Consider the following 16,369-nt stretch of genomic DNA (forward strand, 5'->3'; position numbering starts at 1 on the left):
GCAAAACACATAAGTTTAAAGATTTTTGTTAAAAATTGACGATACACTAAAATTGAAGTATGTTTTTCATCGATTTGTTAATATCTTTTTTTAATCGTTGCAAAAACAATAAAAAAAGTTGATAATTTCGAATTCTATTTTTAACCAAAACTATACATTATGAAGAAGAAATTACTATCGATTGCTTTGATAGCATTATCGAGTATTGCGTATGCGCAAGAAAGAAGTTCTTTCTGGAAACCATCAACTAAAAGCAACAAACCCATGCTTGAAAGTAGAATGCAACTACCAGAAAAAAACCTTTTCGATTTAGACTCAAATGCATTAATGACTGCTCTTTTAGACGCGCCAGCAAGAAGCGCAAGTGCAAAATTATCTGCTGTTATCTTGTCTTTACCAAATGCAGAAGGACAAATGGAGCGTTTTAGAGTTTATGAAAATTCTATTATGGATCCAGTTTTAGCGGCACAATATCCTAATATTAAATCCTATATCGGAATTGGAATTGATAATCCAACTTCTACAGCTTATTTTAGTTCGTCACCTTTAGGATTTAAGTCTATGGTTTTAAAAGCTGATGAACAAGCAGTTTTTATTGAACCTTATTCACAAGATTTAACAACTTATTCAGTTTATAGAAAAGCTGATAAAAAAATTGCGTTTACACCTTTTGAGTGTGGTGTTATTGATGATGTTACAACTACTATTAATCCATCTGCTCTTCGTCCAAATGCTGATGATGCTACTTTGCGTACATTTCGTTTAGCACTGTCTGTTACCGGAGAATATACTACCTATTTTGGTGGAACAAAAGCGCTAGCTCTTGCGGCAATAAACAATTCAATGACTCGTGTTAACGGAGTTTTTGAAAAAGATTTTGCTGTTAGAATGGTACTTATTGCTAATAATGATGCTGTTATCTATACAAATGCTTCAACAGATCCTTACTCACCAGCAGCAAGTTTATCCAATTGGAATTCTCAATTACAATCTACATTAACGTCTGTAATTGGTGAGGCAAATTATGATGTTGGACATTTATTTGGTGCTTCTGGCGGTGGTGGAAATGCTGGATGTATTGGTTGTGTTTGTGTAAACGGATCTAAAGGAAGCGCTTACACATCTCCTAATAATGGTATTCCATCAGGAGATACTTTTGATATTGATTATGTAGCTCATGAATTTGGACATCAATTTGGTGCCAACCATACTTTTACAACTGGAAATGAAGGAACTGGTGTTCACATGGAGCCAGGTTCTGGATCTACAATTATGGGTTATGCTGGAATTACTAGTTTAGACGTTCAGCCTAATTCGGATGCTTATTTTCATGCTGTAAGTATTCAACAAGTAACTAATAACGTTAAAACTAAGACTTGTCAAACAAATACAGCTACTGGAAATTCAATTCCAACTGCGAATGCAGGTCTAGATTATACAGTTCCAAAAAGCACACCTTATATGTTAACTGGAACAGGAACTGATGCTAATGGAGACGCTTTGACTTACAACTGGGAACAGTTTAATAATCAAACAAATACGACTGCACCAAATGCAACAAAGACAACTGGTGTAAACTTTAGATCATATGTTTCTTCTACATCTCCAACTCGATATTTCCCTAGAATGCAATCGGTTTTAGCTGGTGCAACTACTACAGCTGGAACTGAACTTACTGTTGAAGCATTATCATCTGTAGCAAGAACTTTGAATTTTAGATTAACAGTTCGTGATAACAGAGCTGGTGGCTCTGGAAATAATTCTGATGATATGGTAGTAACAGTTAACGCAACTGCTGGACCATTTACAGTAAGTGCACCAAATACTGCGGTTTCTTATGCTGGTGGAAGTACACAAACGGTAACTTGGGCTGTTGCAGGAACAACTGCTAACGGTGTTAATTGTGCCAATGTAGATATTTTAATTTCTACAAATGGAGGTACAACTTGGTCAACATTACTAGCTGCAACTCCAAACGACGGAACTCAAGCAGTTACAATTCCAAACACTCCAGGAACAACTAATAGAATCATGGTAAAAGGAACTAATCATATTTTCTTTGATGTTTCTAATACTAATTTCACAATTACTGCTGGTTCTACAGATACTGTTGCTCCAACTGCTCCAACATTGGCAGCTTCTGGAACAACTCAAACTACAACAAACTTATCTTGGTCTGGTGCTACCGATAACGTTGGTGTAACTGGTTATGATGTATTAAGAAATGGAACTGTAATTGGATCAACTACTACAGCTACTACTTTTGCAGTTACAGATTTAACAGCTTCTACAGCTTACACATTTAATGTAAGAGCAAAAGATGCTGCAGGAAATAGTTCTGTAAATAGTAATACGGTAAACGTTACAACATTAGCTCCAGCTTCAGACACAACTGCTCCAACGGCTCCAACATTATCAGCTTCTGGGACAACACAAACTACTACCAACTTATCTTGGTCTGGTGCTACAGATAACGTAGGTGTAACCGGTTATGATGTAGTAAGAAACGGAGTTGTAATTGGTTCTACAACTACAGCTACAACTTTTGCAGTTACTGGTTTAACTGCTTCAACAACATATACTTTTAATGTAAGAGCAAAGGATGCTGCTGGAAATGTTTCTGTAAACAGCAATACCGTTTCGGTGACAACATCTGCGGTGTCAACAGTTACTTATTGTACTGCTTCTGCAAATAATACTAACGACGAAAGAATTGGTAGAGTACAACTTGGTACAATAAATAATCCATCAACTGGCGCTGCAGGTTACGAAGATTTCACTTCAATTTCTACCAACTTAGTTAGAGGTACATCAAACACTATTACAATTACTCCAACATGGACAGGTACTGTTTACAGTGAAGCCTACAGAGTTTACATTGATTATAACAAAGACGGTGATTTTACAGATGCTGGCGAAAGTGTATATTCTCGCGCTAGAACTACTGTAACTCCGGTTTCAGGTTCATTTACAGTTCCTGCTGCGGCAGCACTTGGTTCAACTAGAATGAGAGTTATTATGAGATATAATACAACTCCAACTACGCCATGTGGAACATTTGATTATGGTCAAGTGGAAGATTACACAGTAAACATTACTTCTACAGCAAGAGAAGAAGTAACTACTAATCAAGTTTCTTTCAACTTATACCCAAATCCTGTAAAAGGTGATGTAGTAAATATTTCTAATCTTGAAGTAGATTCGACTTATACAATTTACAACATGATTGGACAAGAATTAGGTAAAGGCAGCATCGAAAACGAAAGTATTTATGTTGGTTCATTGTCAGCAGGAACGTATTTAATTGAAGTTTCTAACGCAAATGGTTCATCATCTAAACGTTTTATTAAACAATAATTTTTAGTCAGTTAATTTTTAAAAGCCGTTGCGTTTATCGTGACGGCTTTTTTTATTACTTTTAACGAATCAAAAAATTCAGAATAAAATGAGGAAAATATTTTTTATAATCGTTAGTACAATGAGTATAGCAGCATCGGCGCAACAAATTTTATCTCCAGAAACACTCTGGAAATTAGGTAGAGTTTCTGTTTTAGGAATTTCTAAAGACAAAAAATCTATAGTATATAAGGTTTCAACACCTTCAATAGAAGAGAACAAATCGAATTCTAAATTCTATACCATTCCTGTTACTGGCGGAAAAGCTACTGAAGTTCAAGAAACCAAAGGTTTAATTGCTGATAAAAATATTTCTCCTAATGGTAACTACATGTTGTCTTCGCAAGAAGTAAAAGTAAACAAGGTTTTAGGTAAAGATATTTATCCAAATCTTGATAAATCAAATGCTCAAGTTTACAACGGATTAGATTATCGTCATTGGGATACTTGGAACGATGGAACGGTAAACCACGTTTTTTATGGCGGAATTCCAGCAGATAATGTACGTTTGGCTGCACCAATTGACATTATGAAAGACGAACCTTTTGATTCACCTCAAAAACCTTTTGGTGGTGACGAAGATTATATTTGGTCGCCCGATTCCAAAAACATCATTTATGTTTCTAAAAAGAAATTCGGAACTGATTACGCTATTTCAACAAACACCGATTTGTACGAATACAATCTAGAAACTAAAACCACTAAAAATTTAACCGAAGCTAATAAAGGCTACGATACCAATCCGCAGTTTTCTCCAACCGGAAATTTAACTTGGTTGCAAATGAAACGCGACGGATATGAAGCCGATAAAAACGACATCATCGTTCGTTTTAAAGGTATGGATATGAATCTTACTGCCAATTGGGATGGAAGTGTAGAGAGTTTCAACTGGAGTGCCGATGGTAAAAAAGTATATTTCACAGCAGCAGTTGATGGAACCAAGCAAGTATTTGAAGTGAATTTCCCTGGTTTAACTAGAATTGCTGTGATTGTAAATCAAGTTACCAAAGGTGATTTTGATGTTTCTGATATCATTGGATTTTCGGGTGATAACTTAATCGTAACTAGAAACGATATGAATCATGCGGCTGAGGTGTATTCGTATAATTTGAAGAAAAAAACTTGGTTGCAATTGACCAAAGTGAATGACGAAACTTACAGCAAATTGGCTTTGCCTAAATACGAAAGAAGATATGTGACTACAACCGACGGAAAGAAAATGTTGGTTTGGGTTATTCTTCCTCCAAATTTTGATAAAACTAAAAAATACCCAACCCTTTTGTATTGCCAAGGCGGACCACAATCTCCGTTGACGCAAAGTTATTCTTTTAGATGGAATTTCTCTTTGATGGCTTCACAAGGTTATGTAATTGTAGCGCCAAACCGTCGTGGAATGTACGGTCACGGACAAGAATGGAACGAACAAATCTCTAAAGATTGGGGCGGACAAGTAATGGACGATTACCTATCGGCGATTGATGATGTTTCTAAAGAAAGCTATGTTGATAAGGCCAGACTTGGTGCTGTTGGTGCTAGTTATGGTGGTTATTCTGTGTTTTATTTAGCCGGAATTCACAACAACCGATTTAAAACATTCATCTCACATTGTGGTGTTTTCAATCTAGAAAGTATGTACGGCACAACCGAAGAAGTGTTCTTTAACAATTGGGATCATGGTGGCGCGTATTGGGAAAAAGACAATGCAGCAGCACAAAAAGCCTACACCAAATTCAACCCAATTACTATGGTTGACAAATGGAACACACCAATATTAATAATTCAAGGAGGAAAAGACTACCGTGTGCCAATTGGACAAGGACAAGAAGCTTTTCAAGCAGCACAATTGCGCGGTGTAAAAAGTAGATTTCTATTGTTTCCAGACGAAAACCATTGGGTACTTAAACCACAAAACGCCCAAGTATGGCAAAGTGAGTTTTTTAAATGGTTGAAGGAGACGTTGTAAGGAGTTTTTAATTATTTTTGAAAATAAATAAAACAGACATTTGTCAGATATATAAACTCAAAATTGGTAGATATATCTGATTTTATTAGACATTTATGCAAAGTTATAGCCAATGCAAAAAAGAATCCGAGTCAATTAGGATAAGATTTTTACAATGATTAAATTCGCAAAATAATAATGTGAAATGAGCAAAATTAGAATTAAGAATTTCGGGCCGATAAAAGAAGGCTATCTTGAAAACGATGGTTGGATAGATATAAAGAAAGTTACAGTATTTATTGGGAATCAAGGTTCCGGTAAAAGCACTGTTGCTAAACTTATATCAACATTGAGTTGGATTGAGAAATCATTATACAGAGAAAACTCTACCAAAAGCGAAGTAAAAAGAAAACCAAAATTTCAAAATTATTATTGTGACTACCAAAATTTAAAAAATTATTTTCAACAAAATTCTGAAATTGAATATGTTGGTGATGCATTCACTATGCATTATAAAGATGGAAGGCTAAATATTCAAGATAATAGAAGTAGTAGAGATGATTATGCGGTACCGAAAATAATGTATGTTCCTGCAGAAAGAAATTTTGTAAGTGCAGTATCGCAACCTGATAAATTAAAATATTTACCAAAACCGTTGTACACATTTTTGGATGAGTTTGAAAGGTCTAAACAAGAATTATCCGAATCTATATCATTACCTATAAACAATTTGAAATTTCATTATGATAAGAAAAAATCAGAATCTAAAATTATTGGCAATAGTCACGAACTTTTACTTTCAGAAGGATCAAGTGGTTTACAGTCATTAATTCCATTATATCTTGTTTCTAAAAACTTGGCTGAAGGAATAAATAGCATTTCAGATAATTCTAAAAACAAAGCAAGTCTTGATGAAATGAAAATTCTTCGTCAAAGAGTTATTAAGGTTCTTACTAATCCTAAACTTACAGAAGAACTTCGCCTTTCAGCTATTGATATTTTATCATCACTTACAAAAAATGATTGTTTCCTCAACATTGTTGAAGAACCTGAACAAAATCTTTTTCCAACATCTCAATGGTCTATTCTTAAAAGCTTGTTGAATTTCAACAATATGGAAGAAGACAACAAATTGATTATGACAACACATAGTCCATACATTATAAACTATTTAACTTTAGCCATTAAAGCCAATTTTGTTTATAAAAAAATGATTGAAACAGTTAACAATATTGAATTATCTAAAAAAATAAATGATATTGTTCCATCAAATTCAAGAGTTAATTCAACAGATGTTGTTATATATGAACTTGATGAAATAAGCGGCAAAATTAAAAGATTAAAAGATTACGAAGGATTACCTTCTGATGAGAACTATCTCAACGAGAAAATGGCTGAAAATAATGAAATGTTTTCAAAATTATTAGATATTGAAGATTTATGCCGATAGACTTTCTAAATACTCCGTGTACCAAAGCTAATGGAAATTGCAAAATTGTTGGAGTTACTTGTAAAAGCTCAACTACAAATACAACTTTTGGACTTTGTGACAAAACACCACCACCAAGTTTACCTGCGTACATTGATACTGCCAATACTGCCGATTGGATTGCTGAGGTAAAGAATGTTAATTCAAAAACTATTTTTTTTAAGGCTATAGATGCATGTGTAGATATTTTCAGACCTTCGGGAGAAATGGAAAGCAGATGTGATGGAGTTCTTATAGATGGAAATATTTTAACTTTTGTAGAATTAAAAGATAGAGCTTCAGGTGGTTGGGTTTCTAAAGGCAGAAAGCAATTAACTATAACAATTAATAATTTTATAGCTAATGATCCTAATTCTGCTAATTTTAATATGGTTGAAGCATATGTCTGCAATAAGCAACGACCGTTGGCTGTAACAAGTATTAACACAGAAAGTCAGCAATTTAAGAATGAGACTGGACTAACTCTAAAAGTCAATCGAACTATTAATATATAAATGCACCAGATAGCGCGGATTTGCAATCCGTGCCCACAATCTAAATAAACCGTACTCATAAATCCTACAAAACCTGAAACCCAAACTTTCAGGTTTTTTTATTTCTAAAACCGTGGTCAACCACGTCATACAACGTGGTCAACCACGTTCCGAACTCCGTTTACCACGTTGGTACACGTGGTAGAGCACGTCCTCAAGGCCATTTACCACGTTGGTGGACGTGGTCAACCACGTTCCGAACTCCGTTTACCACGTTATATGACGTGGTCAACCACGTCCGCAACGTCATCTACCACGTCTGGTAACGTGGTAAACGCACTTCCAGACGTGGTCAACCACGGTTTTTGTAAACTTAAAATGTTTTTAGATTGGTATTGACTAATTTATAATTTCTTAGTCGATTCTCTTTGACGCAATTCCGTTTTTACAATGGTAGTTTTATGATTGTAAACTTCCTCTTTGCTTTCTAATTTGTCAATCAGCATTTTGGTTGCCACTTCACCAATTTCTGGTCCGTGTTGGCTCACTGTAGATAAACTTGGCGTATATCTTCTCGACCAAACTCCGTCTGCAAAACCTATAACCGAAAGTTCTTCAGGAATTTTAAGTCCTTTTTTAATTCCCATTTTCATTGCCATCACCGAGGCGTGTTCATCAAGAGCAAACACAGCATCAACTTTATTTTTATCAAAGAAATTAGCCGAGGTAGTATCAAAATCTTCAGCCGTTTCAGATAAAACAACCAAGTTTTGGTCAATTTTAATTCCGTTATTTTCTAATGCTTTATAAAATCCTGTAGCTCTTAATTTCCCAACACTCAAATTATCAATTGACGAGAATAAGGCAATTTTTTTACAACCTGTTTTAATCAAATGCTCAGTAGCATTCACCGCCGAATCCAAATCGTCAACAATAACTTTATCACAATTTACTTCATCAGCAATTCTATCAAACATCACAATTGGCGTGCCTTCGTTTATAATCGATTTAAAATGATCAAACTGTTGCAACTTTTGCGCTTCCTCAGAAATAGATAAAATAAATCCGTCAATAGTACCGTTGCTCAACATTTCCAGCGCACTAATTTCTTTTTCTAACGATTCGTTAGAGATACACGTAATTACTTTATATCCTTTTTCATCGGCCACCTTTTCAATTCCGGTAAAAACCTTAGCAAAAAACTGATTTAAAATATTAGGAATAATTACACCAATCGTCTTTGTAGAACGGTTTTTCAAGTTCAATCCAATAACGTTGGGTTTATAATTCTTAAGCTTGGCATATTCTTGCACACGAATTTTAGTTGGCTCACTAATCTCCGGACTGTCATTCAATGCTTTAGAAACAGTAGAAACAGAAACTCCAAGTTCCTTTGCTATTTGCTTTAATGTGGCTTTCGATTTCATTTTACATATATATAAGGTGTAAAAATAAGAAAAAAACAACACAAAAAGAATTACTACGCGTCAATGTCATCATTCCAATAATTAGGAGCGAATCGTTCGGGCATTTTAGCAATCCATTTTCCCGCTTTCCATTGCAATCTCTTCACGTTTTTACAACGAGAAGAGATTTTCATTGCAATCGGGGCTAATTAGTAACCGTCTTACCCAAAAGCATACTATCTAGAAGACTATTAGTCAAAAAATTACATTAAAATAAAATAAAACAAAAATGCTATTTGCATATATAATAAATAATTGTACTTTTGCACTCCCTTAATTGGGAATGGAATGTTTAATTAAAATAATATTATGGACGCATTAAGCTACAAAACAGTTTCTGCCAACAAAGCTACAGTTGAAAAACAGTGGATTGTTGTAGACGCTGAAGGTCATAACTTAGGTCGTTTTGCTTCAAAAGTCGCGATGCTTTTAAGAGGTAAATACAAGCCAAGTTACTCACCGCACGTTGACTGTGGAGATAACGTAATTGTTATCAACGCAGAGAAAATTAACCTTACAGGTAACAAGTTGGATGACAAAACGTACATCAGACACACAGGTTATCCAGGAGGACAAAGAAGTTTAACTGCTAAAGTTATGCAACAAAAAAACCCTGCATTATTAGTAGAAAAAGCTGTAAAAGGAATGTTACCTAAAAACAAATTAGGAGCACAATTATTCCGCAACTTAGATGTAAATGTTGGTATTGAGCACAAACATGGCGCTCAACAACCAAAAACCGTTAACCTTAACGACTTAAAGTAATGGGAGTTATTCACAAAATCGGTAGAAGAAAATGTGCTGTTGCACGTGTTTATGTTACTGAAGGTACAGGAAAAATCACTGTAAACAAAAAAGAATTTGCAACTTACTTCCCAACAGCTACTTTACAGTACAAAGTATTACAACCAATGTCTATGACAGAAAATGTAACCAACTTTGACGTAAAAGTAAATGTATATGGTGGTGGTTCAACAGGACAAGCAGAAGCTGTAAGAATGGCATTAGCACGCGTAATGTGTGAAGTTGATGCAGAAAACAGAGCTATCCTTAAACCAGAAGGATTACTAACAAGAGATCCAAGAATGGTAGAACGTAAAAAATTCGGTCAGAAAAAAGCGAGAAAGAGATTCCAATTCTCGAAACGTTAATATTCGATATTTATCAGAATATTTTTTCAGATACATTTTTACAATTAAAATAGAATTTAAAACAAAGTTGTCGATATTCCTTGTAAAAAGGGAATTAGTTTAGCATCTAAATTTTCAAGACATATCGAAAGTGACTACTTGAAAATTGCTAATCACGGAACGTAAACTATTACACAATGGCAAACAAAATTGACGTTAAAGAATTATTAGAAGCAGGTGTACACTTTGGACACATGACTCGTAAATGGGACCCAAACATGGCTCCATACATTTATATGGAACGTAATGGTATTCATATCATTAACCTATATAAAACTGCTGCAAAAATTGAAGAAGCTAACGAAGCTATGAAAAAAATTGCAGCATCTGGTAGAAAAATACTTTTCGTAGCTACCAAAAAACAAGCTAAAGACATCGTTGCTGAAAAAGCAGCTGCATGTAACATGCCATACATCACAGAAAGATGGCCTGGTGGTATGTTAACAAACTTCGTTACTATCCGTAAAGCTGTTAAAAAAATGGCGACTATTGATAGAATGAAAAAAGACGGTACTTTCATGACACTTTCTAAAAAAGAAAGACTTCAAGTAGATCGTTTACGTGCAAAATTAGACAAGAACTTAGGTTCTATCGCTGATATGTCAAGATTACCTGCTGCATTATTCGTAGTAGATATCAAAGCTGAACACATCGCAATAAAAGAAGCACAAAAATTAAACATTCCAGTTTTTGCAATGGTTGATACAAACTCTGACCCACGTGAGGTAGATTATGTAATTCCATCAAATGATGATGCTTCTAAATCAATTGACAAAATTTTAACTTTAGTAACTGACGCTGTAAAAGACGGATTAGCTAACAGAACTTCTGAAAAAGAAGGTGATGAAGCTACAGAAGTTGAAACTGCTGAAGTTGTTGAAGCTGTTGCTCCAGAAGCTGCTGTTGTTGAAGAAACTCCAGTTGCAGAAGTTGAAGCTACAGAAGAAACTAAATCTGAAGAATAAATAAAATAGATTCCAATTTTATAAATTCCAAATTCCAAAAAAAATCGATAACTCAATGTTGATGATTTTTTAAAATTGGAATTTGGGATTTAGAAATTGGAATTTTTACTTTTAAATTTTTTAATCTTAAAATAAGAAACAAAATGGCAACAATTACTGCTGCAGACGTAAATAAATTAAGAACAATCACAGGTGCAGGAATGATGGACTGCAAAAAAGCATTAGTAGAAGCTGATGGAGATTTTGATTTAGCAATTGAAAACCTTAGAAAAAAAGGTCAAAAAGTTGCTGCTAACAGATCTGACAGAGAATCTACAGAAGGTGCAGCTATTGCAGTTGTAAACGCTGATAAAACATCTGGTGTTGTAATCACATTAAATTGCGAAACTGACTTCGTTGGAAAAAATGAAGGTTTCGTAAAATTAGCTACTGATTTAGCTAACCAAGCATTAAACTTTGACACTAAAGAAGAATTTTTAGCGTCTGATTTTAACGGAATCACTGTTGCTGATAAATTAATTGAGCAAACTGGTGTTATCGGAGAAAAAATTGAAGTGGCTTCTTTTGAAAGATTATCTGGAACTTTCGTTGGATCTTACATCCACGCTGGTAACAAAATCGCTACTTTAGTTGCTCTTTCTGCTAACGTTGACGGTGCTGAAGAAGCTTCAAGAAACGTTGCAATGCAAGCTGCCGCAATGAACCCAATCGCTCTTAATGAGGAAGGTGTTGATGCTGCAATCATTGAAAAAGAAATTGAAATCGCTAAAGATCAATTACGTGCTGAAGGAAAACCAGAAGCTATGTTAGAAAACATTTCTAAAGGTAAAATTCAACGTTTTTACAAAGACAACACTTTAGTAAACCAAGATTATATTAAAGACGGTTCTATGAGCGTTGCTAACTACATTAAATCTGTTGATGCTAATTTAGTTGTAACTGGATTTAAAAGAGTTGCTTTAGGATAATTAATATCAGATTTTAGATATTAAATTTTAAATATAAACCTCGTTTCTTAATTGAAGCGAGGTTTTTTCTTAAATAAGAACCTTCTGCAATCCTTCTGCAATACTTCTCCACAAGAAATTATAAAACGATTTTTCTGGTATTCTCTCCAGTTCAACATCGACATTTTTTAATTTTTCATCGGTGTCTTTTTTCACAAACACTTTTGCAATAAAAGTTGCCAATTTATTTTTCTTCTTACGATTGTCTTTCTTTAATATCTTAAATTCAAGATCGTCATATTCTACAGCAAATTTTCCAGAAACTTGTTTGTCATTTCCGGTAAAATCAAAATGCATTAAATCAATAACACCTTCGGTTTCAATATTCATGTAAGGTTTTGTAAATGCTACAATCTTCTCTACATCAAACTTTTGCAAACTACCTTTTATGTTAAACCCATCATTTTGATCCATAATGTTAAACTTCCAATTTACATTTAATGGTGAGTTATTCATGAAATTACAACTGATATTAATTTTAACATCGGGTAATTTATTCTTTTTAAATCCACTATTTATTGAGGTTGCATTCAAGTTAAAATTATTAAACCTTAATTTTCCCGGACCTAAATCAAATGATTTTTCTTCTTCATATTCAACTATTGAATTACGAATTTTAAGCGTATCAACTTTTAAATCAAACTTCAAGTCGCGTAATAATTTATTGTAAAGATGTTTTTTTGATAGATCATCCTTTGGTTCAAGCGAACGATAAATATTGGCTTTCACGCGATTTAAATCGACTGCATTGCAATGAAAGAAAAAGTCCTCTTCCTTAAAACCCCAATCCATTTTAGAAACTGAAATAGTTTTACAAAGGATGGTATTCAAATCTTTCTCTTTTGAAATTTTGGACACAAATTGACGTCGAGAATACGTGGGAATCATTTGAAATTCATCAATATGAATATCAGAATTAGTGATTTTCACTTTGTTAGTTTTTATATTATAAAACTCATTTGGGTGAAAATGCATACTATCGCAACTAACAGAATAATTTTTGAATTGAAACGGAATTTTATCCTCTAAAGTCGATTTAGTAACCACAATTCCGTCAAGTTGTACATTAATATTCTGAACATTTAACATTGGAATTTTAGAATCGACATCGTACATTTTGAAATTAGCATTTACTAACGCAACTTCACCAACAGAAATAATTTTATCGAATGGACCGACAACCGATTCCCGAACATTTTCATTCTTTTCTTTCTTGTATAAAACCACATTTGATTTCTCTATAGAAATACTTTTTGCTTTAATTTTATCATTAAAAAGCACATCCCAAACTTTGAACTTAGTAACTTTTATCTTTTTGATTTCTGCATAAATTCCGGCCTTGTTTAAAGTATCTTTTACAGCTTTTCTTGGAATTATCACAATATCATTTGCCACAATACTACTGTTCCAGATTGAAACATTTATCGATTTGTAGGTAACAAAATAAGCCGAATCATTTTTATTACTAATAATTTTTGAAATCGGATATTTAATCCAAATATTGAGTACAATATTTAAAATGATACCAAATACCAGCAATGAGCAAAGCCCAATTAAGATTTTAAAATACCATTTCATAGCTTTGATTTAGTTATGTTTTATAAATTTAAGGATTAATAAATGAGAAAAATTATTTTTATGATTTAATTAAAATAAAAAATCATCAATTAATAAAGCCAATAGTTAAAAAATGTAACTTTGAATTTAGCTAACTTAAAATTATGTTTCAAAGAAGAAAAGATATTGTTTATGTAATTCTAGCCGGAATTTTTATAACCAATGCCATTGTTGCCGAACTTACCGGCGGAAAACTAATCGATGTTTTTGGAGTTCCAATGAGTATCGGAATTCTGCCTTGGCCAATTGTTTTTATCACAACCGATTTAATCAACGAATATTTTGGTGAGAAAGGCGTTAAGAAACTTTCGCTAATTACAGCCGGATTAATTGCATATACTTTCATCATTTTGTTTTTTGCAATCAAAATTCCGTCAACAGGAATTAGTTCGGTTTCTACAGAGCAATTTACGGCAGTTTTTGGTCAGAGCCAGTTGATAATTATTGGAAGTATTGCTGCCTTTTTAGTTTCGCAATTGATAGATGTTACCATTTTTCATTTTGTAAAAAATAGAACTGGCAACAAGATGATTTGGCTTAGAAGTACTGGTTCTACAGTGATTTCACAATTATTTGATAGTTTTATCGTTCTCGGAATAGCCTTTTATTTACCTGGAATTATGGATACAAAAACCTATATTATTTCAGGATTTACCGGATATTCGGTAAAATTGGTAATTGCAATTTTAATGACTCCAATGATTTACTTAGGTCATTATTTAATAGAAAAATATTTAGCAAAAGATGGAAACTAAACTACGTTGTGCTTGGTGCGAAAAAGATGATTTATACAGAGATTACCATGATAATGAATGGGGAAAACCAGTTTATGACGACGATAAATTATTTGAATTTTTAATTCTGGAAACCTTTCAAGCAGGATTAAGTTGGTACACGATTTTGAAAAAGAGAGAAAATTTTAGAAAAGCTTTTGATAATTTCGATTATAAAAAAGTGGCTTACTATGACGAAGAAAAAGTGGAAGAATTACTTCAAGATGCCGGAATTATTCGAAACAATTTGAAAGTAAAAGGAACAATTTCTAATGCAATTGCTTTCATGGAAGTACAAAAGGAATTTGGCAGTTTCTCTAAATACATTTGGAATTTCACAGACGGAAAACCCATAGAAAATAACAGAAAATCGTTAAGAGAAGTTCCATCAACAACACCACTTTCGGATGCCATTAGCAAAGATTTAAAAAAACGCGGATTCAAATTTGTAGGTTCAACTGTAGTTTACGCTCACATGCAAGCAACAGGAATGGTTAACGATCATGTGATTGATTGTTGGACGCAGAAGTAATAAATTAAAACAAAATCAACATTTATTCTTCTTCAAATTCACTATCTTTATTACAAACTAAGAAACCATGTTTCGTCATAAAGGCAATCGCAGAACTTTCACACACAACTTACGTTTAGCATCTACATTATCGTTTATTGCTGGAATTGTAAATATTGCTGGAGTTTTATCTGTCGCAACTTTAACCACAAATGTTACAGGACATTTTGCTTTTTTTGCCGAAGAAATTGCGCTCAAAAATTATTCTAAAGCCATCACAATTCTAATTTATATTTTCTTTTTTCTCTTTGGAGCATTCACATCCAATTTTCTTGTGGAAATTGCATCCTTAAAAAAACCGCGAATTGCGCATGCTTTTCCAATGATTTTAGAAGTTTTAATTTTAGTTTTTGTTGGAGTATCACAAAATTTCAATCCCAATTATATAGCTTATTTACTATTGTTTGCTATGGGATTGCAGAATGCTTTGGTAACCAATATTTCACAATCGGTTGTAAGAACAACGCATTTAACTGGATTATTTACCGATTTAGGAATCGAACTTTCTCAGCTATTTTTCTACAAAAAGGAAGTAGAATTAAAACGATTGACAAGGAATATTTCATTACGTTTATCAATCATTATTTTTTTCTTTATAGGATGCGTTTTGGGCGGATTATTATACGAAACTTACAAGTTAAAAATTCTTCTTCTTGCAGCTGCAACCTTATTAATTGCGCTCTTTTTTGACAATATTGTAGTGTATTATCACCTAACAAAAAGAAAAATAAAGTCTAATTTACACTAATCACTCCGATTTCAAAATCCGAATAAAAGCACTTCTGGAAATTTCAAAGGCACCTAATTTTTCTAAGTGGTCGTTGTGAATTTGACAATCCAACAATTTGTAATTTCGAAGTTTTAAGTATTCCACCAATTTTACAAAAGCCACTTTACTCGCATTGGGAACTTTAGAAAACATACTTTCTCCACAAAAGACATGGCCCAAATCTACGCCATACAATCCGCCTACTAGTTCGTTATTTTGCCAAACTTCAAATGAGATTGCTTTTCCTAATTGATGTAATTCGGTGTACGATTTGATAATATCATCTGTAATCCAAGTGCCATCTTGACCTTTGCGTTCCATCTTTTGGCAATTTTCAATAACTGATTTGAAATCTTTGTTAATTGTAACTTCAAAAATGTTCCTGTTTAAAATATTTCGCATGCTTTTAGAAACTTTATAATCATGCGGATACACAACCATTCGCTCACTTGGCGACCACCAAAGTATAGGTTCTTCAGCATCAAACCACGGAAAAATACCATTTCGGTATGCTAATAGCAATCGCTCTACCGACAAATCACCACCGACCGCAAGAATTCCTTCATACGAAGCTTCTTCTACTGGAGGAAAATAAAGTTCTTTGGATAGGAAATACATTTTTAAATAGTAATTTCAAAAATCAATGTCAATTTCAAAAATCAATTATAATTTCAATGAAAAAGTCAGAAATTTAAGTACAACTCAAACTTC

The 16,369-nt window shown here is 33.4% G+C and carries 14 protein-coding genes; 11 read left to right on the plus strand and 3 right to left on the minus strand.

Annotated features, from left to right (window positions below; translation table 11 throughout):
* Positions 1–159: 159 nt before the first annotated feature.
* The 4 genes from LG45_RS05480 (at position 160) to LG45_RS05495 (ending at position 7,321) form a co-directional block, all read left to right on the plus strand.
* Positions 160–3,357: a reprolysin-like metallopeptidase gene (locus LG45_RS05480; RefSeq protein WP_035125150.1), complete on the plus strand. Its 3,198-nt coding sequence runs from the start codon at positions 160–162 to the stop codon at positions 3,355–3,357.
* Positions 3,358–3,445: 88 nt separating this feature from the next.
* Complete coding sequence (locus LG45_RS05485) at positions 3,446–5,359, plus strand: S9 family peptidase (protein ID WP_035125152.1); 1,914 nt, start codon at positions 3,446–3,448, stop codon at positions 5,357–5,359.
* A gap of 184 nt (positions 5,360–5,543) precedes the next feature.
* Positions 5,544–6,788, plus strand: a complete 1,245-nt coding sequence (locus LG45_RS05490; RefSeq protein ID WP_035125154.1) for an ATP-binding protein — start codon at positions 5,544–5,546, stop codon at positions 6,786–6,788.
* Positions 6,779–7,321 carry a hypothetical protein gene (locus LG45_RS05495; protein WP_052087501.1) on the plus strand — a complete coding sequence of 181 codons (543 nt, stop codon included), beginning with the start codon at positions 6,779–6,781 and terminating at the stop codon, positions 7,319–7,321. Before LG45_RS05490 ends, LG45_RS05495 begins: the two co-directional genes overlap by 10 nt.
* 383 nt (positions 7,322–7,704) lie before the next feature.
* On the opposite strand, the gene LG45_RS05500 is transcribed toward LG45_RS05495, so the two are convergent.
* A complete protein-coding gene (locus LG45_RS05500) occupies positions 7,705–8,727 on the minus strand; it encodes a LacI family DNA-binding transcriptional regulator (protein ID WP_035125156.1) in 1,023 nt (340 codons plus the stop codon).
* A gap of 348 nt (positions 8,728–9,075) precedes the next feature.
* Here LG45_RS05500 and rplM point away from each other — a divergent pair, with 348 nt between their 5' ends.
* The 4 genes from rplM (at position 9,076) to tsf (ending at position 11,889) form a co-directional block, all read left to right on the plus strand.
* Positions 9,076–9,531, plus strand: coding sequence for a 50S ribosomal protein L13 (gene rplM / locus LG45_RS05505; protein WP_035125158.1), 456 nt, complete (start codon positions 9,076–9,078; stop codon positions 9,529–9,531).
* A complete protein-coding gene (rpsI, locus tag LG45_RS05510; RefSeq protein WP_035125159.1) occupies positions 9,531–9,917 on the plus strand; it encodes a 30S ribosomal protein S9 in 387 nt (128 codons plus the stop codon). The genes rplM and rpsI overlap by 1 nt, the downstream gene beginning before the upstream one ends.
* 176 nt (positions 9,918–10,093) lie before the next feature.
* Positions 10,094–10,921: a 30S ribosomal protein S2 gene (gene rpsB, locus LG45_RS05515; protein WP_035125160.1), complete on the plus strand. Its 828-nt coding sequence runs from the start codon at positions 10,094–10,096 to the stop codon at positions 10,919–10,921.
* Between the two features lie 143 nt (positions 10,922–11,064).
* Entirely contained in the window at positions 11,065–11,889 is an 825-nt protein-coding gene (gene tsf / locus LG45_RS05520; RefSeq protein WP_035125162.1) for a translation elongation factor Ts, read from the plus strand.
* 69 nt (positions 11,890–11,958) lie between these two features.
* On the opposite strand, the gene LG45_RS05525 is transcribed toward tsf, so the two are convergent.
* Positions 11,959–13,506 carry an AsmA family protein gene (locus LG45_RS05525; RefSeq protein WP_035125164.1) on the minus strand — a complete coding sequence of 516 codons (1,548 nt, stop codon included), beginning with the start codon at positions 13,504–13,506 and terminating at the stop codon, positions 11,959–11,961.
* A 143-nt stretch (positions 13,507–13,649) separates the two neighbouring features.
* Between LG45_RS05525 and LG45_RS05530 the strand changes: the two genes are divergently transcribed.
* The 3 genes from LG45_RS05530 to LG45_RS05540 all read left to right on the plus strand — a co-directional run bounded on the left by LG45_RS05530 (position 13,650) and on the right by LG45_RS05540 (position 15,637).
* The gene (locus LG45_RS05530; protein WP_035125166.1) at positions 13,650–14,300 is read left to right on the plus strand and encodes a queuosine precursor transporter; all 651 of its coding nucleotides are present in this window, start codon (positions 13,650–13,652) and stop codon (positions 14,298–14,300) included.
* Complete coding sequence (locus LG45_RS05535; RefSeq protein WP_035125167.1) at positions 14,290–14,850, plus strand: DNA-3-methyladenine glycosylase I; 561 nt, start codon at positions 14,290–14,292, stop codon at positions 14,848–14,850. Before LG45_RS05530 ends, LG45_RS05535 begins: the two co-directional genes overlap by 11 nt.
* 67 nt (positions 14,851–14,917) lie before the next feature.
* On the plus strand, positions 14,918–15,637 hold the full coding sequence (locus LG45_RS05540) for a YoaK family protein (RefSeq protein WP_035125169.1): 720 nt from the start codon (positions 14,918–14,920) through the stop codon (positions 15,635–15,637).
* Here the strand turns inward: LG45_RS05540 and aat are convergent, their stop codons facing one another.
* Positions 15,638–16,276: a leucyl/phenylalanyl-tRNA--protein transferase gene (aat, locus tag LG45_RS05545; RefSeq protein ID WP_035125171.1), complete on the minus strand. Its 639-nt coding sequence runs from the start codon at positions 16,274–16,276 to the stop codon at positions 15,638–15,640. It abuts the gene before it with no gap.
* Positions 16,277–16,369: the final 93 nt, after the last annotated feature.

Origin of the sequence: Flavobacterium aquatile LMG 4008 = ATCC 11947 (assembly GCF_000757385.1) — a bacterium.
GTDB lineage: Bacteria > Bacteroidota > Bacteroidia > Flavobacteriales > Flavobacteriaceae > Flavobacterium > Flavobacterium aquatile.

Excerpts from the sequence above, each read along its gene's own strand:
- LG45_RS05480 (WP_035125150.1), top strand. The coding sequence starts at position 160 with ATGAAGAAGAAATTACTATCGATTGCTTTGATAGCATTATCGAGTATT.
- LG45_RS05485 (WP_035125152.1), top strand. The coding sequence starts at position 3,446 with ATGAGGAAAATATTTTTTATAATCGTTAGTACAATGAGTATAGCAGCA.
- LG45_RS05490 (WP_035125154.1), top strand. The coding sequence starts at position 5,544 with ATGAGCAAAATTAGAATTAAGAATTTCGGGCCGATAAAAGAAGGCTAT.
- LG45_RS05495 (WP_052087501.1), top strand. The coding sequence starts at position 6,779 with ATGCCGATAGACTTTCTAAATACTCCGTGTACCAAAGCTAATGGAAAT.
- LG45_RS05500 (WP_035125156.1), bottom strand. The coding sequence starts at position 8,727 with ATGAAATCGAAAGCCACATTAAAGCAAATAGCAAAGGAACTTGGAGTT.
- rplM (WP_035125158.1), top strand. The coding sequence starts at position 9,076 with ATGGACGCATTAAGCTACAAAACAGTTTCTGCCAACAAAGCTACAGTT.
- rpsI (WP_035125159.1), top strand. The coding sequence starts at position 9,531 with ATGGGAGTTATTCACAAAATCGGTAGAAGAAAATGTGCTGTTGCACGT.
- rpsB (WP_035125160.1), top strand. The coding sequence starts at position 10,094 with ATGGCAAACAAAATTGACGTTAAAGAATTATTAGAAGCAGGTGTACAC.
- tsf (WP_035125162.1), top strand. The coding sequence starts at position 11,065 with ATGGCAACAATTACTGCTGCAGACGTAAATAAATTAAGAACAATCACA.
- LG45_RS05525 (WP_035125164.1), bottom strand. The coding sequence starts at position 13,506 with ATGAAATGGTATTTTAAAATCTTAATTGGGCTTTGCTCATTGCTGGTA.
- LG45_RS05530 (WP_035125166.1), top strand. The coding sequence starts at position 13,650 with ATGTTTCAAAGAAGAAAAGATATTGTTTATGTAATTCTAGCCGGAATT.
- LG45_RS05535 (WP_035125167.1), top strand. The coding sequence starts at position 14,290 with ATGGAAACTAAACTACGTTGTGCTTGGTGCGAAAAAGATGATTTATAC.
- LG45_RS05540 (WP_035125169.1), top strand. The coding sequence starts at position 14,918 with ATGTTTCGTCATAAAGGCAATCGCAGAACTTTCACACACAACTTACGT.
- aat (WP_035125171.1), bottom strand. The coding sequence starts at position 16,276 with ATGTATTTCCTATCCAAAGAACTTTATTTTCCTCCAGTAGAAGAAGCT.